22 protein-coding genes are annotated in these 25,363 nt (G+C 66.0%); all 22 read left to right on the plus strand.

Going from position 1 to position 25,363, the window contains the following annotated elements:
• Nucleotides 1–22: 22 nt before the first annotated feature.
• The 22 genes from DM450_RS03265 to DM450_RS03370 all read left to right on the plus strand — a co-directional run bounded on the left by DM450_RS03265 (nucleotide 23) and on the right by DM450_RS03370 (nucleotide 25,330).
• Nucleotides 23–358, plus strand: a complete 336-nt coding sequence (locus tag DM450_RS03265) for a hypothetical protein (RefSeq protein WP_142632575.1) — start codon at nucleotides 23–25, stop codon at nucleotides 356–358.
• A 229-nt stretch (nucleotides 359–587) separates the two neighbouring features.
• Nucleotides 588–1,223 carry a DUF4350 domain-containing protein gene (locus tag DM450_RS03270; protein ID WP_142632576.1) on the plus strand — a complete coding sequence of 212 codons (636 nt, stop codon included), beginning with the start codon at nucleotides 588–590 and terminating at the stop codon, nucleotides 1,221–1,223.
• Nucleotides 1,224–1,596: 373 nt separating this feature from the next.
• A complete protein-coding gene (locus DM450_RS03275) occupies nucleotides 1,597–2,094 on the plus strand; it encodes a division/cell wall cluster transcriptional repressor MraZ (protein ID WP_142632577.1) in 498 nt (165 codons plus the stop codon).
• Nucleotides 2,091–3,119, plus strand: coding sequence for a 16S rRNA (cytosine(1402)-N(4))-methyltransferase RsmH (rsmH, locus tag DM450_RS03280; protein ID WP_142632578.1), 1,029 nt, complete (start codon nucleotides 2,091–2,093; stop codon nucleotides 3,117–3,119). Before DM450_RS03275 ends, rsmH begins: the two co-directional genes overlap by 4 nt.
• Nucleotides 3,116–3,673, plus strand: coding sequence for a hypothetical protein (locus DM450_RS03285; protein ID WP_142632579.1), 558 nt, complete (start codon nucleotides 3,116–3,118; stop codon nucleotides 3,671–3,673). The genes rsmH and DM450_RS03285 overlap by 4 nt, the downstream gene beginning before the upstream one ends.
• A gap of 35 nt (nucleotides 3,674–3,708) precedes the next feature.
• Nucleotides 3,709–5,445, plus strand: coding sequence for a penicillin-binding protein 2 (locus DM450_RS03290; RefSeq protein WP_185928754.1), 1,737 nt, complete (start codon nucleotides 3,709–3,711; stop codon nucleotides 5,443–5,445).
• Between the two features lie 10 nt (nucleotides 5,446–5,455).
• The gene (locus DM450_RS03295) at nucleotides 5,456–6,919 is read left to right on the plus strand and encodes a UDP-N-acetylmuramoyl-L-alanyl-D-glutamate--2,6-diaminopimelate ligase (RefSeq protein ID WP_142632581.1); all 1,464 of its coding nucleotides are present in this window, start codon (nucleotides 5,456–5,458) and stop codon (nucleotides 6,917–6,919) included.
• Nucleotides 6,920–6,926: 7 nt separating this feature from the next.
• Nucleotides 6,927–8,447, plus strand: coding sequence for a UDP-N-acetylmuramoyl-tripeptide--D-alanyl-D-alanine ligase (gene murF, locus DM450_RS03300; RefSeq protein ID WP_142632582.1), 1,521 nt, complete (start codon nucleotides 6,927–6,929; stop codon nucleotides 8,445–8,447).
• A gap of 17 nt (nucleotides 8,448–8,464) precedes the next feature.
• Nucleotides 8,465–9,535: a phospho-N-acetylmuramoyl-pentapeptide-transferase gene (mraY, locus tag DM450_RS03305; RefSeq protein ID WP_142632583.1), complete on the plus strand. Its 1,071-nt coding sequence runs from the start codon at nucleotides 8,465–8,467 to the stop codon at nucleotides 9,533–9,535.
• A gap of 4 nt (nucleotides 9,536–9,539) precedes the next feature.
• Nucleotides 9,540–10,889, plus strand: a complete 1,350-nt coding sequence (gene murD, locus DM450_RS03310; RefSeq protein WP_142632584.1) for a UDP-N-acetylmuramoyl-L-alanine--D-glutamate ligase — start codon at nucleotides 9,540–9,542, stop codon at nucleotides 10,887–10,889.
• 2 nt (nucleotides 10,890–10,891) lie between these two features.
• On the plus strand, nucleotides 10,892–12,091 hold the full coding sequence (locus DM450_RS03315; RefSeq protein ID WP_142632585.1) for an FtsW/RodA/SpoVE family cell cycle protein: 1,200 nt from the start codon (nucleotides 10,892–10,894) through the stop codon (nucleotides 12,089–12,091).
• Nucleotides 12,088–13,350, plus strand: a complete 1,263-nt coding sequence (gene murG / locus DM450_RS03320) for an undecaprenyldiphospho-muramoylpentapeptide beta-N-acetylglucosaminyltransferase (protein WP_142632586.1) — start codon at nucleotides 12,088–12,090, stop codon at nucleotides 13,348–13,350. The genes DM450_RS03315 and murG overlap by 4 nt, the downstream gene beginning before the upstream one ends.
• On the plus strand, nucleotides 13,347–14,768 hold the full coding sequence (gene murC / locus DM450_RS03325) for a UDP-N-acetylmuramate--L-alanine ligase (protein WP_142632587.1): 1,422 nt from the start codon (nucleotides 13,347–13,349) through the stop codon (nucleotides 14,766–14,768). The genes murG and murC overlap by 4 nt, the downstream gene beginning before the upstream one ends.
• On the plus strand, nucleotides 14,765–15,700 hold the full coding sequence (gene murB, locus DM450_RS03330) for a UDP-N-acetylmuramate dehydrogenase (RefSeq protein WP_142632588.1): 936 nt from the start codon (nucleotides 14,765–14,767) through the stop codon (nucleotides 15,698–15,700). The genes murC and murB overlap by 4 nt, the downstream gene beginning before the upstream one ends.
• Complete coding sequence (locus DM450_RS03335; RefSeq protein WP_142632589.1) at nucleotides 15,697–16,659, plus strand: D-alanine--D-alanine ligase; 963 nt, start codon at nucleotides 15,697–15,699, stop codon at nucleotides 16,657–16,659. The genes murB and DM450_RS03335 overlap by 4 nt, the downstream gene beginning before the upstream one ends.
• Nucleotides 16,656–17,633 (plus strand): cell division protein FtsQ/DivIB, encoded by a 978-nt coding sequence (locus DM450_RS03340; RefSeq protein ID WP_142632590.1) that lies wholly within the window; start codon nucleotides 16,656–16,658, stop codon nucleotides 17,631–17,633. Before DM450_RS03335 ends, DM450_RS03340 begins: the two co-directional genes overlap by 4 nt.
• Entirely contained in the window at nucleotides 17,633–18,913 is a 1,281-nt protein-coding gene (ftsA, locus tag DM450_RS03345; protein ID WP_142632591.1) for a cell division protein FtsA, read from the plus strand. The genes DM450_RS03340 and ftsA overlap by 1 nt, the downstream gene beginning before the upstream one ends.
• 180 nt (nucleotides 18,914–19,093) lie before the next feature.
• Nucleotides 19,094–20,671, plus strand: coding sequence for a cell division protein FtsZ (gene ftsZ, locus DM450_RS03350; RefSeq protein ID WP_142632592.1), 1,578 nt, complete (start codon nucleotides 19,094–19,096; stop codon nucleotides 20,669–20,671).
• Between the two features lie 231 nt (nucleotides 20,672–20,902).
• Complete coding sequence (locus tag DM450_RS03355) at nucleotides 20,903–22,819, plus strand: SPOR domain-containing protein (RefSeq protein ID WP_142632593.1); 1,917 nt, start codon at nucleotides 20,903–20,905, stop codon at nucleotides 22,817–22,819.
• Between the two features lie 193 nt (nucleotides 22,820–23,012).
• Nucleotides 23,013–23,519: a YbjN domain-containing protein gene (locus DM450_RS03360; protein WP_185928695.1), complete on the plus strand. Its 507-nt coding sequence runs from the start codon at nucleotides 23,013–23,015 to the stop codon at nucleotides 23,517–23,519.
• 128 nt (nucleotides 23,520–23,647) lie between these two features.
• Entirely contained in the window at nucleotides 23,648–24,457 is an 810-nt protein-coding gene (locus DM450_RS03365) for a pyrroline-5-carboxylate reductase family protein (protein ID WP_142632595.1), read from the plus strand.
• 132 nt (nucleotides 24,458–24,589) lie between these two features.
• Nucleotides 24,590–25,330 carry a Bax inhibitor-1/YccA family protein gene (locus DM450_RS03370; protein WP_142632596.1) on the plus strand — a complete coding sequence of 247 codons (741 nt, stop codon included), beginning with the start codon at nucleotides 24,590–24,592 and terminating at the stop codon, nucleotides 25,328–25,330.
• Nucleotides 25,331–25,363 lie beyond the last annotated feature (33 nt).

Below are 25,363 nucleotides of genomic sequence, written 5' to 3' on the forward strand. Positions count from 1 at the left end.
GGCAGGAAACATTCCGCCCAATTTGATCGAACCGGTCGCGACCGCGCAGCATTTCGTGCCGCCGTCTTCGCGCGAGTTGCGTGCGCAGGCGGTCCACCGCCTGCAAGTGGGCCTGTTCGGGCTCTGCGCGATGCTGCTGATCGTCGGGCTCGCAAACATCATCATGGACCGCGCGCGTCTTGTCGATGCCGAGGATCCGATCCGCGACGTTGTTGCCGTCGATGCCAAGCCCAAGCGGCCGGTCGCCGATCCGCTGGCCGACATCGGCGTCATTCCCTCGCCCGAGGCCTCGCCGACGCCCAATGCCACCGATGGTTCACTCGACAGCGCCGGACCTGCGCCGCTCGCCACGCAGTAGGCGGGCTTCCGTGTCGTCCCGCGGCCTGGGTGTCGGGCTGACAGGTATCGGGTTGGCCGGTATCGCGCTGCTGTGCGCCATGCTTGCTGGCTGTGGTTCCGACGCGGGGCGGGGCGAGGCGGCGCAGCGGCATATCGGCCTTTCCACCAGCCTCCCGCTGCTATGGGCGGAAAGTGATGATCCCAGGGAACTGCTGGCAGCGGATGCGAAGCCATCCTGGGCGGGGGCCTTGCTGGCCGAGCATGGGCAACTGACCCCGCTCGATACGCTTGCCGGCAAGGATGGGCAGTTGCCGCTTCCGGGCGATGCCCTGCTGGTGATGATCCAGCCTCGTGCCCTGTCCCCGCAGGAGAATCTGGCGCTCGACGCGTGGGTGCGCGGGGGCGGGCACCTGCTGCTGTTTGTCGATCCCATGCTGACGCAGGTTTCGCGCTATGCGCTGGGGGATCCGCGGCGCCCCGCCGATCTCGCGATGCTCTCGCCGATCCTGGCGCATTGGGGCTTGGCACTGGAGTTCGATGAGGCGCAGCCTGCCGGAGAGCGTCTGGTCCGGCTTAGGGAAGGCTCCTTGCCGGTGAACCTACCGGGACGATTCCACTTATTGGGGAATTCCGGGGATGGATTCCCCGATCGGGGAAATCACGGGATCGCGGCGCAGGATGCGCGATCGGGGAAAAGCGGGGATGCCTTGGCGCGCTGCCGTCTCGAGTCCTCGGCAATTCTTGCCGACTGCGTTCTGGGGCGGGGGAAAGTCCTTGCATTGGCGGATGCCGCCTTGTTCGAGGACCCGGATGCCGGGGTTTCGTTGGCTGACCGGCGTGATCTGCTTTCCCGCCTGCTTTCCCGTGCGGAAAGTGGGGATTGACGGTAAGGCCCTAGGGAGGCCCCGTGATACGGGGTATTGCGGGCCATATTTTTCCTGAAAACAGCTGGTTATAGGGTTAATACGTGGTTGATGGGCGGCGCCTGTAGAACTGCGTAGTGCGGCGACCTGGGGGAATTACGGGTCGATATTCCCACCAATCCCCAAATTTCCCTTTTATCCCCGCCTGTCCCGCGATACAAAGGCACGCAATCGGAATGGCTGAGTCTCGCCGTGTCCCTGCATCAGCGGGGCCGGACCCTGCTGCATTGGCGGCGGGGGCGGGACCGGTTGTTTCGCGAAGGGCTCGGGGCACCGAGGAGGCTGGCCGGATTTACGGCCTGAACAGGGTACAAAGGGGCAAAGCGGCAGCGTCATGGCGGGGCGGCCATTCATCTACAACGGACAGGGCTTCTCGCTGCTACGCGACAAGAACCGTTTCGTGCTGCCCAACGCCTTTCGCCCCACCGTGCGCGAATCGAGCGGCAAGGACCTGCTCTGCCTCACCACCCATGATCGCTGGCCCTGCCTCGTCGGTTTCGGTCTCTCGCGCATCGAGGAGTTCGAGGACGAACTCAAGGAACAGCAGGAAATGGCGATCCGCGCCGGCAAGGACTTCGATGCGGACAAGCGCGCCAGCGATATTTACGCCTCCTACGAAGTGCCCTTCGATGGTTCGGGCCGTTTTGTCCTGCCCGAAGACCTCGCCGCGCTCGCCGGCGTGACCGATCAACTCTACTTCCGCGGCAACGGTCGTTTCTTCACCGTCTGGTCGCCCGAAAGCCTCTACGAAATGGACGATAGCTGGAAGGCGGCGCAGACCGCCTGCAAGAGCCTTGCCGCCAAGGACCTGGCGAAAGCAGGCCGCAAATGACCGGATCGCGCACTATCCCCGAGGGTGTCCCTCACGTGCCCGTGCTCCTTGAGGAGGTCGTCGCCGCCCTGAACCCCCAGGGCGGCGACGTCATCGTCGACTGCACGCTGGGGGCGGGTGGCTACACCCGCCGTCTGCTTGATGCGGGCGCGACGGTCCATGCTTTCGACCGCGATCCCGACGCGATTGCCGCGATCGAGGAAAACCGTGGAAAATGGCCCGAGCTGGACCTCAGCCCGCCGCGCCTCGTGTTGCACGCGCGCCGCTTCTCGGAAATCGTCGAGGGGCTTGAAGAAGCCGGAGTCGGTCAGGTCGACGGCGTCGTCATGGATATCGGCGTTTCCTCCATGCAGCTCGATCAGGCGGAGCGGGGCTTCTCGTTCGGTGCCGACGGACCGCTGGACATGCGCATGAGCCAGGACGGGCGCTCGGCCGCCGACTTCGTCAACGAAGGGGATGAAGCGGAAATCGCCGACGTGCTGTTCCAGTACGGCGAGGAGCGCCAGTCGCGCCGGGTGGCCCGCGCCATCGTTGCTGCGCGTCCTCTCGCCACGACCGGTGATCTGGCCCGTGCGGTGCGCAAGGCGCTGGGCTACAACCCGGCCTACAAGGGTAACAATGCCCCGAAGGATCCGGCGATCCGTACTTTCCAGGCGATCCGCATCCACGTGAACGGCGAACTGGACGAACTGGAACAGTGCCTGTCCGGCTCGGAAGCGGTGCTGCGCGAGGGCGGGCGGCTTGCGGTCGTCACCTTCCACAGTCTCGAGGACCGCATGGTCAAGCGCTTCCTGCGCGATGCGGCGGGGCAGGGCGGCACCACTTCGCGCCACCTGCCGCAACTGGGCGGCGGCGTAGCGCCGACGTTCGCGAAGCTGTCCAAGGCGATCCGGCCCGGCGAAGCCGAACTCGAGGCCAACCCCCGTTCCCGCTCGGCCACGCTGCGCAGTGCCGTGCGGACCCAAGCCCCCCAGAAGGCGCCCAAAGGCACGACGCGCCGTAGCAACGACAGGAGTGCAGCATGAACCTCACGCGAGACCGCGTCCATTCGATCGGGTGGATTTCGGTACTGCTGGTCTGCGGCGCGGCGACGATCGCCCTTACGCTCCGGGTCAATGCGGTGAAAAGCCAGGTGCACGATACCGAGAACCGGATCGTGCGCGTGCAGCAGTCGATCAATTTCCTCGAGACCGAGTTCCAGACCCGCTCGAACCAGCAGGCGCTGAACCAGCTCAACGATCTGGAGTTCGGCTACAAGGCGCCGTCCGCCGCCCAGTACATCGAGGGTGAGCGTCAGCTTGCTGCGCTGGGCAAGCCGATGGGGCCGGGTGCGCCGCAGCCGATCCGCTATGCCAATGCTTCGGACGAGGGGGCGTCGCAGGACCAGGACCAGGCGCAGGGCGGCGGCCTGCTGGCGATGGTCTCGCCGGTCGATCCCGCGCATGCGGCCACGCCGCCCCACCGCTCCGGCGCGGGCGAGAAGAGCCGCGATCCCGAGCGTGAGGAAATGCTGCGCAATGCTACCGACCTCGGCAAGCGCCTGGCGCGCATCGAAGTGGCGGAGGCGTCGCAGCAGTGAACGCACCCGCCTTCCCCACGGGCGCGATCCCCACGATGGTCTCCACCGGACGCCGCAAGCTGGTGAACGTCAGGCAGCGCTCGCTGCTTGTCGCCAAGCTGCGCACCTTGTGGATTCTGGGGGTCTTTGCACTCGTGGGAGGCTTGGCGCTGACGCGTATCTGCTGGCTGGGCATCACTGGCCCGGGCGGCCGTGACGGCGACCTGTCGGGCCTGCTGGTGCCCCATCGCGGCGAGATCGTCGACCGCAACGGGGTGCCGCTCGCGCGTGAGTTCAATACCTATTCGCTGTGGTTCAATCCCAAGGCGATGAGCGAAGGTTCCTCGCTGATCCACACGCCCGAGCAGGTCGCGGACGGGCTCATCCGCATCTTCCCCGATCTCGACCGCGCCGAACTGATCGCCAAGCTGCGTTCTGGCAAGCCGGGCTATCTGCGCAAGACGATCCTGCCCGAAGACGCCAACAAGGTGCACGCATTGGGAGAGCCTGCGCTCGAATATCCGATGGAGGCGACCCGCTACTACCCGCAAGGGTCGCTGGCGGCATCGGTGCTGGGCTATGTCGATACTTACGGCAAGGGCCAGGTCGGCATGGAGGAGGCTTTCGACAAGCAGCTCACCAGTGCCGAAGGCCGCGCGCACCCCTCGGTCCTGTCGATCGACTTCCGAGTGCAGAGCGCGCTGGAGGAAGAACTGGCGCGCGGCATGGCGCTCAGCAAGGCCAAGGGGGCGGCGGGGGTCATCCTCGACGTCGATTCGGGCGAGATCCTTGGCCTCGCCTCGCTGCCCTCGTTCGATCCCAACCATGTCCAGCCTTCGGACCTGATGATCACGCCCGAGCAGGCCGCCCAGGGCGATGTGCCGCACGGCTTCAACCGCGTGACCAACCAGGTCTACGAACTGGGCTCGACCTTCAAGCCGATCACCGTTGCGGCCGCGCTCGATGCGGGCACGATCACCGATCTGCGTCGCCGCTGGTCGGCCGCGCCGCTGCACGTGGCCGGTTTCACGATCCACGATTTGCACAACTACGGCTCTTCGCTCAACGTGCTGGAAACGCTGATCCACTCGTCGAACGTCGTCACCGCGCAGATCGCCGATGAACTGGGCGGCGTGCGGCTGAAGAAGACGATGGAATCGCTCGCCATGAACGAGCGTCCCTACGTCGAGCTTCCCGCCCGCGGTTTCCCGCTCTGGCCGCGCGGTGACTGGCCGCGCCTGCGCACGATGACGGTATCCTATGGCCACGGCATCGCGGTGACGCCGCTGCATCTCGCTTCGGCTTATGCGGCGCTGGTCAATGGCGGCATCTGGCGCCCGGCAACGCTCAAGAAGCTCGACGCCGCGCAGATTCCTGCCGGGCGGCGCGTGTTCACCGCCGCCACCAGCGCGCGAATCCGCCAGCTTCTGCGCATGATCGTGTCCTACGGCACCGGCCGCAAGGCTGACGCGCCCGGCTTCCGCGTCGGCGGCAAGACCGGTTCGGCCGAAAAGCCGGGGGCGGGCGGTTATCGCCACCACTCGCTGATCGCCACCTTCGCCGCCGCGTTCCCGATGGACCGCCCGCGCTATGTCGTCATTGCCATGATGGACGAACCGCAGGGCACCGAGGCGACCTCGTTCCAGCGCACGGCCGCCTGGAACGCCGCGCCCGTAATCCAGCGCGTGGTGCCCCGCATCGGGCCCCTGCTGGGCATCATGCCCGACGAGACCCGCGATATCGACGTTTCCGACCTCAAGCCGCTGATCCCGGCTGGTGGTGCTGAAGAGTGAGCCCTGACGAATGAAGCTGAATACCCTCTGCGCTGCTGCTGACATTGCTGCCCCGGCAGGCGCGGACGTGAATGTCACGGGTTTTGCCATCGATCACCGCAAGGTTGCGCCCGGAACCGTCTTTGGTGCCTTCAAGGGCGCCCGGTTCAACGGCGAGGACTATATTGCCGCCGCCATCGAGGCCGGTGCAGTGGCCATTGTCGCCAGCCCTGAGGCCAGGGTGGAAGGTGCGATCCACTTCGCCGCCGACGAGCCGCGCCACCTGTTCGCGCGCCTTGCCGCGCCGTTCTATCAGCCGGTGCCCGAAACGCTGGTGGCCGTCACCGGCACCAATGGCAAGACCTCTACGGTCGAGTTGACCCGCCAGATCTGGCGCATGGCCGGCCACCGTGCGGCGTCCATCGGCACGCTTGGCATCACCACCAGCGACGAGACGGTTTCGACCGGTCTCACCACGCCCGATATCGTCACGTTCCTGGCAAACCTGACCGGCCTGGCGCGCGAGGGCGTGTCTCACGTGGCCTATGAGGCATCGAGCCACGGTCTTTCGCAGTACCGGATCGAAGGTCCGCGCGTGGCCGCGGGAGCCTTCACCAACCTCTCGCGCGACCATCTCGATTACCACGCCGACATGGACGACTATTTTGCGGCCAAGATGCGCCTGTTCGACGAAGTGGTCGTCGATGGCGGCACGGCCGTGATCTGGGCTGACGACGAATGGTCGGCCAAGGCGATTGCCCGGGCCGAACAGCGTGGGCTCAAGGTTTTCACCGTGGGTGCCAATGGCACCAGCATCCGCCTCTCGGGTCGCACGCCGGGCGGACTCGGCCAGAAGCTGGAGCTCGAGCACGACGGGAAATCCCGCGTGCTCGAGCTGCCGCTCATTGGTGCCTATCAGGCCGCCAATGCATTGGTCGCAGCAGGGCTGGTGCTGGCGACGGGCGGTGATGCCCATACGACATTCGATGCACTGAAGCGCCTCGTCACCGTGCGCGGACGACTGGAGCGGGCGGCCATCTCTCCGGTTGGCGCGCCGGTCTATGTCGACTATGCGCATACCCCCGATGCACTGGAGGCGGCGATTGCCGCGCTTCGACCCCACGTTGAAGGACGTCTGATCGTGGTGTTCGGCGCGGGCGGCGACCGCGATCAGGGCAAGCGCCCCGAAATGGGCAAGGTGGCGGCGGAGGGGGCAGACCTCGCCATCGTCACCGACGACAACCCGCGCGGCGAAGACCCCGCCGCGATCCGCGCCATGGTGCTTGCCGGCATGGACGGCAAAGGGCGCGAAATCGGCGACCGGCGCGAGGCGATCCGCGCGGCCGTCGCCGAAGCCAGGCGCGGGGACATCGTCCTCGTTGCCGGAAAGGGGCACGAACAGGGGCAAATCATCGGCAGCGGCGACACTGTTCGCGTGCTGCCATTCGACGACGTTACCGTTGCCAGGGAAATGGCCGGTACGGTTGGAAGGTAGGAATGCCATGAACGCTCACGCCCGGATTCTCGAATGGCCCGTTGAAGCGGTCGAGGACTTGACCCAGGCGCTGTGGGATTCGGCCACACTCGCGCGGGTGATGCAGGGTAGGGCCAGTGGCGATTTCACCGTCTCCGGTGTCGAGATCGACAGCCGCGACGTCCAGCGGGGCGACCTGTTCTTTGCCCTGAAGGGCGAGACGATGGACGGCCACCGCTTCGTGGAAGGCGCTTTCGCCAAGGGCGCGGGCGCGGCGGTGGTGGACCGGCCGGTAGACGGCCCGCACATCCTGGTCGAGGATACGACCGAGGCGCTGGAGCGGCTCGGCGCGGCGTCGCGTGCCCGGGCGCGCGGCCCGATCATCGGCGTCACCGGGTCGGTCGGCAAGACCGGCGTCAAGGAGGCGATCTTCGATGCGCTGGAACGTGCAAGCCGGGGTGACGCGCACCGTTCGGTGAAGAGCTACAACAACCATGTCGGTGTGCCGCTCAGCCTTGCGCGCATGCCCTCGCGCGCCCGTTTCGGCATTTTCGAGATGGGCATGAACCATGCAGGCGAGATCGCCGCACTGACCCGTCAGGTGCGCCCCAACGTGGCGGTCATCACCACCATCGCGCCCGCGCATATCGAGATGCTGGGGTCGATGGAGGCGATCGCCGACGCCAAAGCCGAGATTTTCGAGGGGCTGGAGCCCGGCGGGGTTGCCGTGATTCCGGCCGACAGCCCCTATTTCCATCGCTTGAAGGAAGCGGCCGAGGCGCTGGGCGTCGAAGTCGTTTCGTTCGGCAAGGCGGCCGATGCGGGTGTGCGCCTGCTCGATACGGTTCCGGCCATCGGCGGCGGCTCGCTGGTGACCGTGGACATGCGCGACCGCCGGGTCTGCTACACGGTGGCGACGCCGGGCGAACATCACGTGATCAATTCACTTGCGGTCATGGCCGCGGTGCGCGCGGTCAAGGGCGACCTTGGTGCCGCCGGCGTGGCGCTCGCCGAGATGGGCGGGTTGCCGGGGCGCGGCGCGCGGCTCCAGATCGACGTTCCGGGTGGGGAGCCCGATGCCCAAGGCCGTCGCCGCGCTCTGCTGATCGACGAGAGCTACAACGCCAATCCCGCCTCCATGCGGGCGACGCTGGAGCAGCTGGGCCGTACGCCCGCCACGCGGCGGATCGCGGTGCTGGGATCGATGAAGGAGCTGGGTGAGCACGGTCCGGCCTTTCACGCGGAACTTGCGGTGCCGCTGGCTGCGGCCAAGGTCGATTATGCGGTTCTGGTGGGGGGCGAGATGAGCCCGCTTGCCGACATTCTGGCCGATGTGCCTGCGAATGCTTCAAAATCCCCGGAATCGGGGAAAACGGACAGCGTTCCGCTTGGCAAGGGCGTGCCCTTCGCGCATTGCCTGACTGTGCGGGAAGCTGCCGATGCGCTACGCGCGTTCGGGCTGGAGCAGGGCGACGTGATCCTGGTCAAGGGCTCGAACTCGGTTGGCCTGGCTTCTCTGGTAACGGAACTCGGTAAACAGGAAGGGTAGGGGGGCTCCCCCGCAAGATGCTGTATCTGATCGCAGAATGGTTCCACTTCGAGGGGCTGTCCAACCTCTTCCGCTACCAGTCGTTCCGTTCCGGCGCGGCGCTGATGACGGCGCTGGGCCTTGGCCTGCTGATCGGTCCGCGCTTCATCAACATGCTGCGAGTCCGGCAGGGCAAGGGGCAGCCGATCCGCGAGGATGGCCCGCAGAGCCACCTCGCCAAGCGCGGCACGCCGACCATGGGCGGCCTGATGATCCTGACGGCGCTGGTCAGTGCCATGATCCTTTTCATGGATATGACCAACCCGTTCGTCTGGGCCTGCATCTTCGTGACCGTGGGCTTCGGAATCATCGGTTTCCTCGATGACTACGACAAGGTGTCAAAGCGTTCGACCGCAGGCCTTTCCAGCAAGCTGCGGCTGGCGCTGGAGTTCGTGGTGGCGGGCATTGCCGCCTACATCATCGTCAGCCAGCTCAATACCAACCTCTATGTGCCGTTTCTCTCGGGTCGCTACATTCCCTTGGGGCCGTTCTACTACGTCTTTGCTGCCTTTGTGATCGTCGGCGCGGGCAATGCCGTGAACCTCACCGATGGTCTCGACGGCCTCGCGACGATGCCGGTCATCATCGCGGCGGGGACTTTCGCGATCATCTGCTACCTTGCTGGCCGCGTCGACTATGCGACCTACCTCGGCATTCCGCACGTACCGCGTGCCGGTGAACTGGCGGTTTTCTGTGCCGGAATCATCGGCGCCTGCCTTGCCTTCCTGTGGTTCAACGCGCCGCCTGCCGCCGTGTTCATGGGCGATACCGGCAGTCTTGCGCTTGGCGGCGCACTGGGCTGCATCGCCGTCGCCGCGCACCATGAGATCGTGCTGGCGGTTGTCGGCGGGCTCTTCGTGCTCGAGGCGGCCTCGGTGATCATCCAGGTCTTCTGGTTCAAGCGCACCGGTCGCCGCGTGTTCCGCATGGCGCCGATCCACCACCACTTCGAACAGAAGGGCTGGAAGGAATCGACCGTCGTCATCCGTTTCTGGATCATCTCGATCGTCCTTGCGGTGATCGGGCTGTCCACGCTCAAGCTGCGATAAGCGCGTGATCGTCTCTCCCGCCTTTGCCGGAAAACGGTACGCGGTCCTCGGCCTCGCGCGCTCGGGCCTTGCCGCTGTGGAAACCCTGCTGGCCAGCGGCGCGCACGTCATGGCCTGGGATGCGCGCGACGAGCCGCGCCAGCAGATGGCGGGGCGCGTCGAACTGGCCGATCCGGTCACCGCGGATCTCACCGGATATGACGGCGTCGTCGTCTCGCCGGGCATTCCGCTTAACAGCCATCCCATCGCCGAAGCCGCGCGCCGCTACGGCGTGCCGGTGATCGGCGACATCGAACTCTTTGCGCTCGCCCGCGCAAGCCTGCCCGCGCACCGGGTGGTCGGCATCACCGGAACCAACGGCAAGTCGACGACGACGGCGCTCGTCCAGCACTTGCTCAAGTCGGCGGGGGTCGATGCGCGGGTCGGCGGCAATATCGGCGTGCCGGTGCTGTCCGCCGAGCCGTTGCCTGAGGGGGGCGTCTATGTGCTCGAACTGTCGAGCTACCAGATCGACCTGACGCGTAGCCTCGACTGCGACGTGGCGGCGCTGCTCAACATCACCCCCGATCACCTCGATCGATACGAGAACTTTGCCGGTTATGCTGCTTCCAAGGCGCGGCTCTTCGCGATGCAGGGGGCGGCGCGTCCGGGCGTGTTCGGCAAGGGCGATGCGGAAACCGCCGATATCGCCGCCGTCGAAAGCGCGCGCCGGGAGCCGGGCCTCGTGCGCGAGGTGGATGGCCACGAGATCGCCGCACTCCAGAAGAACTGGCCTTCGCTGCAGGGGCCGCACAACCTGCAGAACGCGGCCGTTGCCGTCGCCATTGTCGAGGCGCTGGGCATACCGGCCGCCAAGTGGAAGCCGGCGCTGCGCAAGTTTCGCGGCCTGCCGCACCGCATGGAGCGCGTGGCCGAGTTCAATGGCGTGCTCTACGTCAACGATTCCAAGGCGACCAACCCGGCCTCGGCAGCGCCTGCCATTGCCGCTTTCCCGCCCGCTCCAAACCCGCGCATCCACTGGATTCTCGGTGGTCTGCCCAAAGGCGACGACCTTGACGAATGCGCGCCGTTCTTCGGCAACATTGCTGCCGCCTACACGATCGGCGATGCCGGTCCGCGCTTTGCCGAGATCCTCGCGCCCCATACGCGTGTCCATCGCAGTGAGATGATGGCCGAGGCCATCCGCGAAGCCATGGCACAGGCCGTCCCCGGCGACGTCGTCATGCTTTCGCCGGCCTGTGCCAGCTTCGACCAGTTCCGCGACTATGAAGCGCGCGGACTGGCCTTCCGCCAGATCGTCGAGGCCTTGCTGGAAACCCAGGGAGAAGCGGCGGTCGCCGAGGAGAAGCACTAGGCATGGCCACGACCGCGCCGGGAAACACGCCCGCCAACGTCCGCTACAACCGCAATCGTCGCGGCCAGCTGGCGATCTGGTGGCAGGAGATCGACCGTACGTTTCTGGCTCTCGTGCTGATCCTGATGGGGATCGGCGCGATTGCCGTTGCCGCCGGTTCGCCCGCCAGTGCGCGCCGCCTGTCGACCGCGCATGAGCGTCTGCCGGCGCTCTACTTCTTCTGGCTGCACTTGCGCTGGCAGTTCGTGGGGCTCTGCGCGATGTTCTGGGCCTCCAGCCTGTCGAAGGACAGCGCGCGGCGGCTTGGCATCCTGATCGCGGGCATGATGATCTTCGGCTTGCTGCTGGTGCCGGTGGTCGGCTCCGAAGTGAACGGCGCCAAGCGCTGGTTGCACTTCGGCATCTCTCTCCAGCCCTCGCAGTTCCTCGGCACCGGCTTTCCGATCCTGCTGGCGTGGATACTCTCTTGGCGCGCGCGCGATCCCAACATTCCGGTGGTGGCGATCTGCTTCTGCCTGATGGGGCTCATCGGTGCCTTGCTGATGGCGCAGCCGGACTTTGGTTCGACGATGCTGTTTTCCGGCACGTTCTTCGTGATGATCCTGCTGGCGGGCATTCCCCTGAAGCGCATCGGCATGTTCGCGGGCGCGGGCGTGGCGGGCATCGTCGTGATGTATTTCACCTATGCCAACGGCCGCAATCGCATCGATTCGTTCCTGTCGGGCGGTAATGCCTTCGACCAGGTGGACCTGGCGCAGCGCACGCTGCTGAACGGTGGCTGGTTCGGGCAGGGCTTCTGGATGGGCATCCGCAAGATGGCGCTGCCCGAGGCGCATACCGATTATATCTTCTCGGTCATCGGGGAGGAGTTCGGGCTGATCGCCTGCATGGTGATCGTATGCCTCTATCTTGCGCTGCTGGTGCGGGTGATGCTGCGCCTGACCGAGGAGGAGGACTTGTTCACGGTGCTGGCGGCATCGGGAATCGCCTCGCAGTTCGGCGGGCAGGCGTTCATCAACATCCTCGTCAATCTGCAGCTTTTCCCCTCGAAGGGCATGACCTTGCCGCTGATCAGCTACGGCGGCTCGTCGACTGTCGCCATGTGCTTGACGGTTGGCCTTCTCCTCGCAATCACGCGGCGCAATCCCTTCATCAAGCGCGAGGGCTTCTCGCTGCGCGCCATCGGAGACGTTTCTTCATGAGTCTGGTCAGCCGTCACTACGTTCTTGCCGCGGGCGGGACGGGCGGACACCTCATCCCTGCCTTCGCGCTGGCTGCCGAACTGGACCGCCGCGGGCATCACGTCGCGCTCATCACCGATGAGCGCGGCGCCGCGATTCCGGGCAAGCCCGATTACCTGCCGGCGCATGTGCTGCCACAAGGGCGCATCGCGGGGAAAAATCCGCTGAACTGGCTGAAGGGCCTGCGCGGTATCCTGGAAGGCAAGCGCATGGCGCTGCGCCTGTTCGAAAGCTTCCAGCCCACCGCCGTGATCGGCTTCGGCGGCTATCCGGCGCTGCCGACGATGCTGGCTGCACGCTCGGCCCGTCTGCCGACGATCCTGCATGAGCAGAACTCGGTATTGGGCCGCGTGAACCGCTACTTCGCGGGCAAGGTCGATGCCATCGCCACGGCGTTCGAGCAGGTCGACCGGCTCGACCCCAAGCTTTCCGGAAAGGTCACGCTGGTCGGCAATCCGGTGCGGGACGAAGTGCTGGCGCTGCGTGATGCGCCGTTCCCCGAATTCACCGAGGACAGCCTGCTGCGCATCCTCGTCACCGGCGGCAGCCAGGGCGCACGCGTGCTCTCGCAGGTAGTCCCGGACGCACTTTCCATGCTTCCGCCCGCGCTGCGCTCGCGCCTTCAGGTCATTCAGCAGTGCCGTGCGGAGGATATCGAAAGCGTTCGGTCGCGGTACGCGGGACATGGTATCCCGGCCGAACTCGCGACGTATTTTCAGGATATGGCTGCCCGCCTTTCAGGCGCACATTTGTTTATCGGACGCTCGGGGGCCTCGACCATCGCCGAACTGACGGATGTTGGCCGACCGGCTATCCTGATCCCTTTGCCTTATGCGACGGATGATCATCAAACGGCCAACGCGCGCGAATTGGTCGCGGCTGGCGGTGCACGCGTCATTCGTCAACCTGCCATCACGACCGAAGAGCCTGATCGATATGGCGGGGAGAAGCGTAATGTCTTGTTGAAGGAACAAGCCGACGTTTTCCAGAAAATGGCTAAGGACGTCTGCCTTCAAGTACAAGCTATCGCTCAGCACCCCGAAACCCTGGCCAACGCCGCACACGCCTCGTGGAACTGCGGCTATCCCAACGCCGCCAGCGACCTTGCCGATCTTGTGGAGAGCTTCGGCGCCAGCCCGATCATGGACGTAATTCGAATGGACAAGACCGTGCCCGCCAAGAGCGGTGAAGCCCTCGCGCGCAAGGGAACTGCCGCATGAAGGGCGTTGGCACCGACATCGGCACGATCCACTTCGTTGGCATCGGCGGCATCGGCATGTCCGGCATTGCCGAGGTGATGCACAACCTTGGCTATGCCGTGCAGGGCTCCGACATTGCCGAGGGCTATGTGGTGGAAGGGCTGCGCAAGCGCGGCATCAAGGTCTCGATCGGCCATGCGGCGGAAAACGTCGAGGGTGCGGCGGTGGTTGTCACCTCCACCGCCGTGAAGCGTGAGAACCCGGAAGTGGTCTACGCGCTCGAACACCGCATCCCGGTTGTGCGCCGCGCCGAGATGCTGGCCGAACTGATGCGCCTGAAGAACACCGTCGCGGTGGCTGGCACCCACGGGAAGACCACCACGACCTCGCTGGTGGCAGCGCTGCTCGATGCGGGCGGGGTCGATCCCACCGTGATCAACGGCGGCATCATCAATGCCTATGGTTCCAACGCGCGTCTGGGCGAAAGCGACTGGATGGTCGTGGAAGCGGACGAGAGCGACGGTTCGTTCCTGCGTCTCGACGGCACCATCGCCGTGGTCACGAACATCGATCCCGAGCATCTGGATCACTACGGCTCGTTCGACAAGGTGAAGGACGCCTTCGTCGAATTCATCGAGAACGTGCCGTTCTACGGCTGCGCGCTGCTCTGCATAGATCACCCCGAAGTCCAGGCGGTGATCCCCAAGGTGCGCGACCGCCGCGTGGTGACTTACGGTTTCTCCGCACAGGCCGACATTCGCGGTGAAAACGTGACTCCGGTTCCGGGTGGCAACCGCTTCGACGTGGCGCTGCGCCAGCGGGACGGTTCGTTCCGCCGGATCGAGGGCATCGAACTGCCGATGCCGGGCCGCCACAATGTCCAGAACGCGCTCGCCGCCATCGGCGTCGCGGTGGAGATGGGTTGTTCGGATGCGTGCATCCAGACCGGCTTCTCCAAGTTCGGCGGCGTGAAGCGCCGCTTCACCAAGGTGGGCGAGATCGAAGTGGAGGGCGGTGCCGTCACCGTGATCGACGATTACGGCCACCATCCGGTGGAAATCCGCGCGGTGCTGGCCGCCGCGCGCGAAGGTGTGAAGGGCCGCGTTATCGCCGTGGTCCAGCCGCACCGCTTCACGCGCCTGCGCGATCACATGGATGACTTCGAAGGCGCGTTCAACGATGCCGACATCGTCTATGCCGCGCCGGTCTACGCGGCTGGCGAACAGCCGATCGAAGGCGTCGATTCCGATCACATGGTCTCCGGCATGAAAGCGCGCGGACACCGTTCCGCGCAGGTCATCGCCGGGCCGGACGCGCTGGCCGATGCGCTGGCAACCTCGATCCAGCCGGGCGACATGGTCGTCTGCCTCGGCGCGGGCGACATCACCAAGTGGGCGGCAGGGCTCGCCGACGCCGTGGTCAAGCGGAGGGCGGCTTGAGCGCGGTCGCAAACATTCCTGACGTGCGCGGCAAGCTGACAGTCGACGCGCCGCTGGCCCCGCTCGTCTGGTTCAAGTCCGGCGGCGCGGCGCAGTGGCTGTTCGAGCCTAAGGACCTGGCCGACTTGCAGGCGTTCCTGCGCGATCTCGATCCTGTGGTGCCGGTCATGGCGCTGGGCCTCGGCTCCAACATGATCGTGCGCGACGGCGGTGTTCCCGGCGTCGTCATCCGCCTCGGCAAGCCTTTCGCCAAAGTGACGAAAGTGGACGACGTGACGCTGGAATGCGGCGGCGGCGCCAGCGGCATCCTCGTCTCCTCGACCGCGCGCGACAACGGCATTGCCGGTGTCGAGTTCCTGCGCTCGATTCCCGGCACTGTCGGCGGTTTCGTGCGCATGAACGGCGGCGCCTATGGCGGCGAGGTCAAGGACGTGCTGGTCGATTGCGATGTGGTCCTGCGCTCCGGCGAACTGGTCACGCTGGTCAACGCCGACCTTGGCTACACCTATCGCCATTCGGAATTGCCTGAAGGCGCCGTGGTCGTCTCCGCCCGCTTCAAGGGGCAGCCCGGGGAGCCCGAGGCGATCCAGGCCGAGATGGACCGCATTTCCGCCAGCCGCGAGGCCAGCCAGCCGCTGCGCAGCAAGACCGGCGGATCGACCTTCAAGAACCCCGAAGGCCACAAGGCCTGGGCTCTGGTGGACGAAGCCGGCTGCCGCGGCCTGACCCTGGGCGGCGCGCAAGTGAGCGAGAAGCACACCAACTTCCTGCTCAACGTGGCCGACGCCACCAGCAGCGATATCGAGGCCTTGGGCGAAGAAGTTCGCCGCCGGGTCAAGGAAAAGTCGGGCGTCACGCTCGAATGGGAAATTCAGCGCGTAGGCATGTTTGCCGGAGCGCGAGATCAAGAACGAGTAGGTATTCAGAAGTGACCCTTCCCAAACTCCACGTCGCGGTCCTGATGGGCGGTTGGTCGAGCGAACGGCCGGTCTCGCTGATGAGCGGTGAGGGCGTGGCCAAGGCGCTCGAATCCAAGGGCCACAAGGTCACGCGTATCGATATGGACCGCGATGTCGCGCTGCGCCTTGCGGAAGCGAAGCCCGACGTGGTGTTCAACGCGCTGCACGGCGCGCCGGGCGAGGATGGCACGGTGCAGGGCATGATGGACCTGATGGGCCTCACCTACACCCATTCGGGCCTCGCCACCTCGGTGATCGCCATCGACAAGGAACTGACCAAGCAGGCGCTGGTCCCGCACGGCATTCCGATGCCCGGCGGCCGCATCGTCGAAAGCGCCGAGATTTTCGAGCGCGATCCCCTGCCGCGTCCTTATGTGCTGAAGCCGGTCAACGAAGGGTCGTCGGTCGGCGTCGCCATCGTCACGGCCGAGGGCAATTACGGCAGTCCGATCGGCCGTGAGACCGAAGGCCCCTGGCAGCATTTCGACCGCCTGCTGGCCGAACCCTATATCCGCGGCCTCGAACTGACCACCGCCGTCATCGGCGACCGCGCCCTGCTGGTTACCGAACTGAGGCCCAAGTCGGGCTTCTACGACTTCGATTCCAAGTACACAGACGGCATGACGCAGCACATCTGCCCGGCCGAGATCCCCGACGAGATTACGGCGGCGTGCAAGGATCTGGCCCTGCGCGCGCACCAGTTGCTGGGTTGCAAGGGCACCAGCCGCTCGGACTTCCGCTGGGATGACACGCAGGGCGTCGAAGGGCTGTTCCTGCTGGAAGTGAACACCCAGCCGGGCATGACCCCGCTCAGCCTCGTGCCCGAACAGGCCCGCGCCTGCGGCATGGAATATCCCGATCTGGTCGAGGCTATTATTGCCGAAGCGCTCGAAGATGCGCGCGCCCGCAAGGCGGCCAAGGAGGGCGGATGAGCCAGACGATCCGGCGCAAGCCGAAGAGCGCAAGGAAAGTCGCCGCCCGGCAAGGCACCAAGGCCAAGGTTCGCAAGGCCAAGGCGACCACGGGATCGACGCTGGACGCGGCGATGTCGTGGCTGCCGTTTACCGAGGAGCAGCTGCACAAGATCTTCCTCGTTGCCATTCTCGGCGGCGCGGTGGCGCTTGCCTGCGTGGTGGCCAATGCCGCCGGCGTGCCGATGCTGGCGAATGCGCAATTTGCGCGCGTCTCGGCCGATGTCGGTTTCGAGGTGAAGCGCGTGGAAGTGCGCGGCGTGAAGCATCTCAACGAGTTGAAAGTCTACGAAAAGGCACTGGCCGAGCGCGACCGGGCGATGACCGAGGTCGACCTCGACGCCCTGCGCGCCGAACTGCTGGGCCTCTCATGGGTCAAGGACGCGCGCGTATCGCGCCAACTGCCCGATACGCTGGTGATCGATATTGTGGAGCGCGAGGCCCATGCGGTGCTGCGCAAGGATGACCAGTTCGTGCTGATCGACGAGACAGGGCATGAACTGGAACAGGTAGCGCGCAAGGACACCGGTGGCAAACTGATCGTTTCCGGCCCCGGAGCGGGCGAGGAGGTGACGCAGCTTGCCAAGCTCCTGCAGGCCGCTCCCGCGCTGCAGCCCGGTGTGCAGGAGGCGGAGTGGATCGGCAATCGCCGCTGGAACCTGACGTTCCGCACAGGGCAGGTGCTCGCTCTTCCCGAAGGCGATAGGGAAGCGGCGAGCGCGCTGGTAACATTTGCACGGCTTGACGGAACCAACCGTCTTCTGGGCGGCAAGGTCATGGCGTTCGACATGCGTGCGGCGGACCGCATCTATATGCGCGTCCCGGAAGGCGAGGGGCAGGAAATAGCCTCCAGCGCCGGGGCCGTACCGCACGGTCAGGCTGCCGCCGAGAAGGCGCCAACGACCCTAATTCCCGCCGACGCGGAGGAGCAGTGATGGCAGGCCCCCGGATCACCCGCGTGTTCGGCGCCGTCAACATCGGTTCCTTCCGCATTTCCGCAATCGTCGCCGGCATGTCCGAAATGGGCGACATGATCGTGCTCGGTTCCGGCCACCGCGCCAGCCAGGGGATCAAGCGCGGCTACGTCACCGACATGGCGGCGGCGACGTATGCGGTGCGTGATGCCATCGACCGGGCCGAGAAGATGGCTGACACCAGCGTTACCAAGGTCTGGATCGGCTGTTCGGGGGCAGGGCTCGCCAGCCGGATCGACCAGTTCGATGCCGAGATCGGCGGCCGCCGGATCGAGCAGGAGGATATCGACCAGCTTCTCGTTTCCGCGCGCGAAGTGATCCAGCCGGACGGGCGTATGGTGCTGCACGCGCAACCTGCGCAGTACCGGCTCGATGGCGCGCATGGCGTGGGCAATCCCAAGGGGCTCCATGCCGAGCGGCTGGGCGTGGACATCCACATCATGCTGGCGGATGGCGCGCCGATCCGCAATCTGACCGAGGCGGTGCAGAGCGCGCATCTGGAAGTGGAGGCCATCGTCGGCTCGCCCATTGCGGCGGGGCAGGCCTGCCTTTCGCCCGAAGAACGCGACCTGGGCGTGGCGCTGGTCGAATTCGGTGCGGAAGTGACGAACGTGGCCGTCTACTCGCACGGCTTGCTGATCGACATGATCTCGATCCCGATGGGCTCTGCCGATATCACCGACGCGATCGCTTCGGCTTTCGGTATCCGCCGGTTCCAGGCCGAGCGTCTGAAGTGCGTGAACGGTTCGGCCATCGCCAGCCCCCACGATCACCGCGAGATGATTCCGGTCAATGCGCCGGGCGAGGAACATGCCGGGCCGATCGCCCGCCATGCCGATGACAAGAACCGCATTCCGCGCGCCGAACTGATCGGCGTCATCACCGGGCAGCTTGGTCTGCTGATGGAAGAAGTAAACAAGGCCCTGAAAGTGATGCGTTTCAATGCGCAGCGCGGCAAGCAGGTGGTCTTTACTGGTGGCGGCGCGGAACTGGTGGGACTCGCCGATTATGCGCAGGCCGCGCTGGGCAAGCCGGTGCGCGTGGGCAGCGTGCCGCATTTGACGGGATTGGCCGAAGCGCACGTGAAGCCGGGCTTTTCGACGCTTGCAGGGCTCGTTCTCTACGCGGCGGCGGACCCGATCGATATCCGTACTTTCGGAAAGAACCGTCAGCAGACAATAAGTTATTCGGGCCTGGGCGTGATCAATCGCGTCTATAGAGCACTGAGGGAATACTTTTGACCGATCGCGCGAGGGGGCGCCGGGCCAGCAAGTGGCCATGGCAAACCCGGCACGATTGGCCGCAAACGGCGGTTTCTGCTGTGGACAAAGATGGCTCACGCTTTGCCTCGATCGGGCGAAGCGTGCAATCAGACTAGTCAAGGTAAATTTCTTCGCGCACGGGCCTGCCAGGAGAACGAAATGAGCATCAACATCGGACCGCCGGCAATCGAAGAGCTTCGTCCGCGCATCGTCGTTATCGGCGTGGGCGGTGCGGGCGGCAACGCCATCGCAAACATGATCCAGGCGCAGATCGAGGGTGTCGACTTCGTCGTCGCCAATACCGACGCGCAGGCGCTCAACAATTCGATCGCGGAAACCCGCATCCAGCTGGGGCCCGATATCACGCAGGGCCTCGGTGCCGGTGCCCGCCCCGAAGTGGGCCGCGCCGCGGCTGAGGAAACCCTGCCGGACATCGAGCGCCTGCTCGACGGCGTGCACATGGTTTTCATTGCCGCCGGCATGGGCGGCGGCACCGGCACCGGCGCCGCGCCGATCATCGCGCAGGCTGCGCGCGCCAAGGGCGTGCTGACTGTCGGTGTGGTTTCCAAGCCGTTCATGTTCGAAGGCACGCGCCGCATGCGCTCCGCCGATGCGGGCATCGAAGAGCTGCAGAAGCACGTCGATACGCTGATCGTCATCCCGAACCAGAACCTGTTCCTGGTCGCCAAGGCGGACACCACGTTCAAGGAAGCGTTCTCGCTGGCCGACGAAGTGCTCCAGCAGGGCGTGCGCTCGATCACCGACCTGATGATCATGCCCGGCCTCATCAACCTCGACTTTGCGGACGTCCGCTCGGTCATGGGCGAGATGGGCAAGGCGATGATGGGCACGGGCGAGGGCGAAGGCCCGAACCGCGCTCTCGAAGCGGCCGAGCGCGCCATAGCGAACCCGCTGCTCGATGGCGTGTCGATGCAGGGCGCCAAAGGCGTGATCATCTCGATCATCGGCGGCGACGACATGAAGCTGCTTGAAGTCGACGAAGCGGCCAATCACATCCGCGAACTCGTCGATCCCGATGCGAACATCATCTGGGGTTCGGCGTTCAACCCGGACCTCCAGGGCAAGATCCGCGTCTCGGTGGTTGCCACCGGCATCGAGCAGACCAGTGAGATGGCCGAAATCGCCGCGCGCCCGGTTTCGCTGAGCGCTGGCCGTGGTCCGGTTCGACCGATGGTGTCGCGCCCCGCGCCGGAAGCTCCGGCGCCTGTGCACTCCCCGGTGATCTCGCGCCCGGCGATCCAGACGCCGGCAGCCTATACACCGGCGCCGGCACCGCTCGACCTCTCGCCGCCTGCTCCGGTCGCCGCGCCGGCACCGGCTGCGCCTGTTTCGGCTCCCGTGACCTATGGTGAGCTGGAACTTGGTGCGGGTGAGGAAGTCGAGAGCGCCGATGAGGGCGCGGTTGATGGCTACGCCAGCCTTCCCGCGTCGCGCGCTGCTCCGCTGGACCTTTCGGGCGGCATGGAAGCCGCGCCGGAACCAGTTGCTCCGCAGGATGAACTGCTGCTTGGCGGTGAGGATGCCTCGCCGCTGCGTCAGCGTCGTCCCGCAGCGGAGCCCGCACCGGCCCGTCCGGTGGGCGGCGGCAGCACGCTGTTCGAGCGTATGACCAGCCTGTCGCGCCCCAAGGCGGCGGCGGCCGAGCCGGCCGCTGATGAAGGCGACGGAGCGTCGATCTCGATTCCGCGCTTCCTCGGACGTCAGAACAACCAGTAATTGGTAGCAAGCGGGGCGGGCGGTCTTGGACCGTCCGCCCCGTTCGCGTATGTGCGTGACGGGTGCAAGCGCCGCGCGCGGCGTTTTCGCAGGGTTCAGATTGCAGCGTGCATAGGCCCGGCCCGTTGAGATCATCCGGCGCCTGTTGGTGCATGCCTGGCGGCATGCGTCCGGTGTGTCGCAGAAAAGGTGTCGCAAAACTTGCGGGTCAGGCAACAGCGAGCGAGCGGGATGTGGTCCCGCAAGGTCCTCGGAACGGGGCTTTCCCTGCCGATACTCGTATCCGTGCTCGGGCCGCTGCCGGCCATGGCGCAGGGTGCGCCGGTTGTCGCGCGGCCGGTGGTGCAGGCGTTGCCGAGCGCCGATTCGCAGCGGTTGAGCGCTGCGCTTGCTCGCCTGGCGCGCAGTCCGCGCGATGCCGCAGCCCTGCAGGATGCGGCGGATGCGGCCAAGGCGCTGGGCGATTACGACGCGGCGATCGGTTTTTATCGCCGCGCGGACGAAATCACGCCGAACAATGCCCGCGTGAAAGCCGGTCTTGCCGGAGCGCTGGCGATGAACGGAGATCCGGTCTCGGCCATTCCGCTGTTTGCGGAAGCGGAGAGGGCGGGGGCACCGCCATCGCAGATCGCGGTCGATCGGGGGCTTGCCTACGATCTGGTCGGTGCCAATGTCACGGCCCAGCATTACTACACGATGGCGTTGACCGCGTCCTCCGGCAACGAGGAGGCGCGCATGCGCCTTGCGCTGAGTCAGGCGATCGCAGGAGACAGCGCGGCGGCGCAGGCCACGCTGATGCCTCTGCTGCAGAAGCAGGACAAGCCGGGCTGGCGCGCGCGCGCCTTCGCCCTGGCGATTGCCGGCGATACCCAGCAGGCGATCGAAGTCTCCAATTCGATCCTGCCGTCGCAACTGGCGCAAAACATTGCGCCCTATCTGCGCTACATGCCGCGGCTCACGCGGGCGCAGCAGGCGGCTGCCGCCAATCTCGGCAAGTTCCCGCGCGCCTCGGAGATCGGCCGCGATGACGCGCGGGTGTCCGCTTATGCGACCCAACTGGCTGCCAGCGAAGCGGCTGCAGCGCCGCGACCGGCGCCGCAGGCGGCAGGCGCCAAGCCCGCGGCGCGCGGTGGGCGCAAGCCGGTAACGGCGGCGCCAGTGGCCTCGTCTGCGCCGACGCCCGCGCCCGCTCGTGCCGATGCGGCCCGTGTTGCCGCTGCGACGGCCGGTACGGTGCGAACCGAGCCGCCGCGCACGGCGCCGGCTGCGCGCGACGTGGGCGGCGAATTGCCGCCCGTTAAAGGCGCCAAGGTGGCCGCTGGCGGGCCGGTAGCGACGACCGCGCCGTCCACCGTTACCACGCCTGCTGCCGGCGCGCAGGGCTTCGATCTTGCCAGGGTGTCGGATTCGGCGGCCGGTGCCAGCCCGGCCCGAACCGCCACCCCTGAGGTGCCGCCGTCGGTCCCGGTCCGTCAGGCCGCTGCCGAACCGGCTCCGGTTCCTTCCGCGCCTCCCCGGCCGCAACCCGCGCCAGCACAGTCTGCTCCGGCAAAAATCACCGCAGCGGAAGCCCCGCCGGAAGCGGGCGGGCATCAGCTTTCGCTGGCGGAAATCTTCGCTGATCTCGGCAAGCCCACGATGCAGACGGCGCCGGCCGCTGGTGCAGTCGACATCCGGCAGATCGAGCCTGCTCGTCCCGCGCCGCCGCCCCCGCCGAAGGTTGAAGCCAAGGCTGACCCCAGGAGCGAGGGCAAGGCGGACGACAAGCCGGAGATGGTCGTCAACGGCAAGCGCGCTGCCAAGCCGGCGGCAAAGCCGGTTGCCAAGGCCGCCGTGCCGGCCAAGCCGAAGAAGCCGGTGCCACCGCCCCAGCCAAGTCGGATCTGGGTGCAGATTGGCGTCGGCCGAAACAAGGATGCGATCGCCTTCGACTGGCGCCGTTATCTCAAGCAGGCGCCGGCGCTGTTCAAGGGGCACCAGCCCTATGTCAGTGAGATGGGCCGCACCAATCGCGTGCTGATAGGTCCCTTTGCGACCCAGAAGGCGGCCAATGCCTTCCTGGCATCCGCGAAAAAGCAGGGCTTTGACGACGCCTTGCCCTGGACCAGCGATGAAGGGCAGGTCGTCGACGTGCTGCCGGTCAAGTGATTGTGGCGGGCGGGTCTTTCCTGGGAAGAGGAGGGGCCGCCCGCCGGTTGGTTTCCGGACCGGACTCTTATCCACACGCTGTTAACAGCCTAGTGCAGTTTTGCGCAGGCGATCGCGCGCGCCGCATTGTGCAGCAGGGGCAAGGCGAAGCATCCATGCGGTCAAGCGACGCGGAGGGCGAATGTCGGAAATCATGAGGACGGTTCAGGACGATATCGGCCATGAAGAGGACAGCGCTCCGGTGGAGATGCTGGCCGCGCTCTTCGAGGCTCGCGACTGGCCTTTCGAGCTTGCCAGCGAAGACGAGATTTCCGCGGAAGTGAAGGGCGCCTGGGCAACCTACCAGTTCCAGGCGATCTGGCGTCCGGAGGACCATGTCCTGCAACTGCTGTGCCTTCCCGACATCCGGGTTCCGGACAACAAGCGCGCCGCCGTCTATGAAGCGCTGGCGCTGGTCAACGAGCAGCTCTGGGTCGGTCATTTCGACGTCTGGTCGAATGGCGGCGTGGTGCTCTATCGCCATGGCCTGATGCTGGGCGAAGACGGGTTGCTCGGCATCGATCAGGCGCAGACCGTGGTGGAAGCGGCGATCGAGGAATGTGACCGGTTCTATCCGGTATTCCAGTTCATCCTCTGGGGGGACAAGACCCCGGCCGAGGCACTCGCGGCCGCCCTCATCGACGCGGCGGGCGAAGCCTGACGCTGTTCTGGAGCGGGCAGGACGATACCGGGCACGCACTTGCCCAGGCCCTTGGCAGGTTCCGGACACTGGCTTAAGCGAACCGGCGTGATCGCCGGTTGCGGCAGAACTTTGTCAGGGGAATTTGCATGGAACGCTTTCAGACCATCCTGCTTGTCGGTTGCGGCAACATGGCGGGAGCCATGCTTGAGGGGTGGCTGAAGGGGGGGATTCCCGCCTCGCGTTTCACGGTCGTCGATCCGCGCCGCGAATCCGTTCCCGCAGGCGTGACCCTGCTGCGCGAACTGCCGGCCGAAGGGGCGTTCGACGCGGTGATGCTGGGTATCAAGCCGCAGGGGCTCGATGATGCCGCCCCGACCATCGCGCCGCTGGTGGGAAGGCAGACGGTGCTCTTCTCCATTCTCGCCGGGGTCGAGTTCGATAGTCTCTCCGCGCGTTTCCCGGATGCTGGTGCAATCCTTCGCATCATGCCCAACCTTGCCGTCGCGATCGGAAAGTCGCCGGTCGCGCTCGATTCGCGCGGGCTGGACGAGATCGGCCGCGCCGAAGTGACGGCGCTGATGGCGCCGCTCGGCGGGCCCGAGTGGCTAGATCATGAAGGTCAGTTCGACGCGGTGACCGCCCTGACCGGCTGCGGCCCGGCCTTTGTCTATCGCTTCATCGACGCGCTGGCGGCGGGCGGCGTAGCGCTGGGGATCGAGGCCGGGCAGGCGCAGCGTCTGGCCGTGGCGATGGTGGAGGGGGCAGCCCAACTGGCGGCGGCCTCGCCGTTCTCGCCGGGCGAATTGGCCGACAAGGTTGCGAGCCCGGGCGGTTCGACCCGCGCGGGCATGAACGTGCTTGACGCCGATGGCGCGCTGGCCCGGCTGATTGCCGACACCATGCAGGCTTCGAGCGACCGCAATGCGGAGATGGCGGCCGAGGCCCGTCGCGGCTGAGTTTCTGCCGCGTTTACATTTTGACACAAAGTGCTGCGTCCGGTTTTCCTTGAAAAGCGAGGGGGCCGGGGCGATATTCGGGTGGTCCGGGTTTCCGCATTTGGCGGATAAACCCGTCTAAGGGAGTGTGACATGGCGAATTGGAACGACCCCCAGCCCCGTTCGGGCTTCGGAGCGTCTCCGAGCCTTGACGGCAGGACCGGCGGCAAGGTCGCATATGATGCGGGCCTGCGTCGCTACATGCTGTCGATCTACAACTACATGGCTTCCGGCGTCCTGCTTTCGGGCGTTGTGGCGCTGCTCTTTGCCAATTCCGGCATGGCCGTGCAGGTGCTGACCAGCCCCCTGCGCTTTGTCCTGATGTTCGCGCCGCTCGGGTTCCTGCTGGCGATGAACTTCGGTTTCCAGCGCATGCAGACCTCGACGCTGCAGATGCTCTACTGGGGTTTCTGCGTGGTCATGGGCCTGTCGATGGCCTCGATCTTCCTGGTCTTCACCGGCGCTTCGATCGCGACCACCTTCTTCGCGACGGCGGCTGCTTTCGCGGGCCTGAGCCTGGTGGGCTACACCACCAAGAAGGACCTGTCGGGTTTCGGCACCTTCATGATCATGGGCCTGTTCGGCATCCTGGTCGCGATGCTGGTCAACCTGTTCGTGCAGTCCTCGGCGCTGCAGACGGGTATCTCGATCCTCGGCGTGCTGATCTTCGCGGGTCTGACCGCCTATGACACGCAGATGCTCAAGAACCAGTATTACCACCTGCGCGGCACCGAGTTCATCGGCAAGGCCGTGGTCATGGGTGCGCTCAGCCTCTACCTGGACTTCATCAACATGTTCCAGTTCCTGCTGAGCTTCCTCGGCGATCGCAGGTAATCCACCGTTTTCCACGGTTGGCTGTTGCAATGC

It is taken from the genome of Sphingomonas sp. IC081, assembly GCF_006874585.1.
In the GTDB taxonomy this organism is placed as follows: Bacteria; Pseudomonadota; Alphaproteobacteria; order Sphingomonadales; family Sphingomonadaceae; genus Novosphingobium.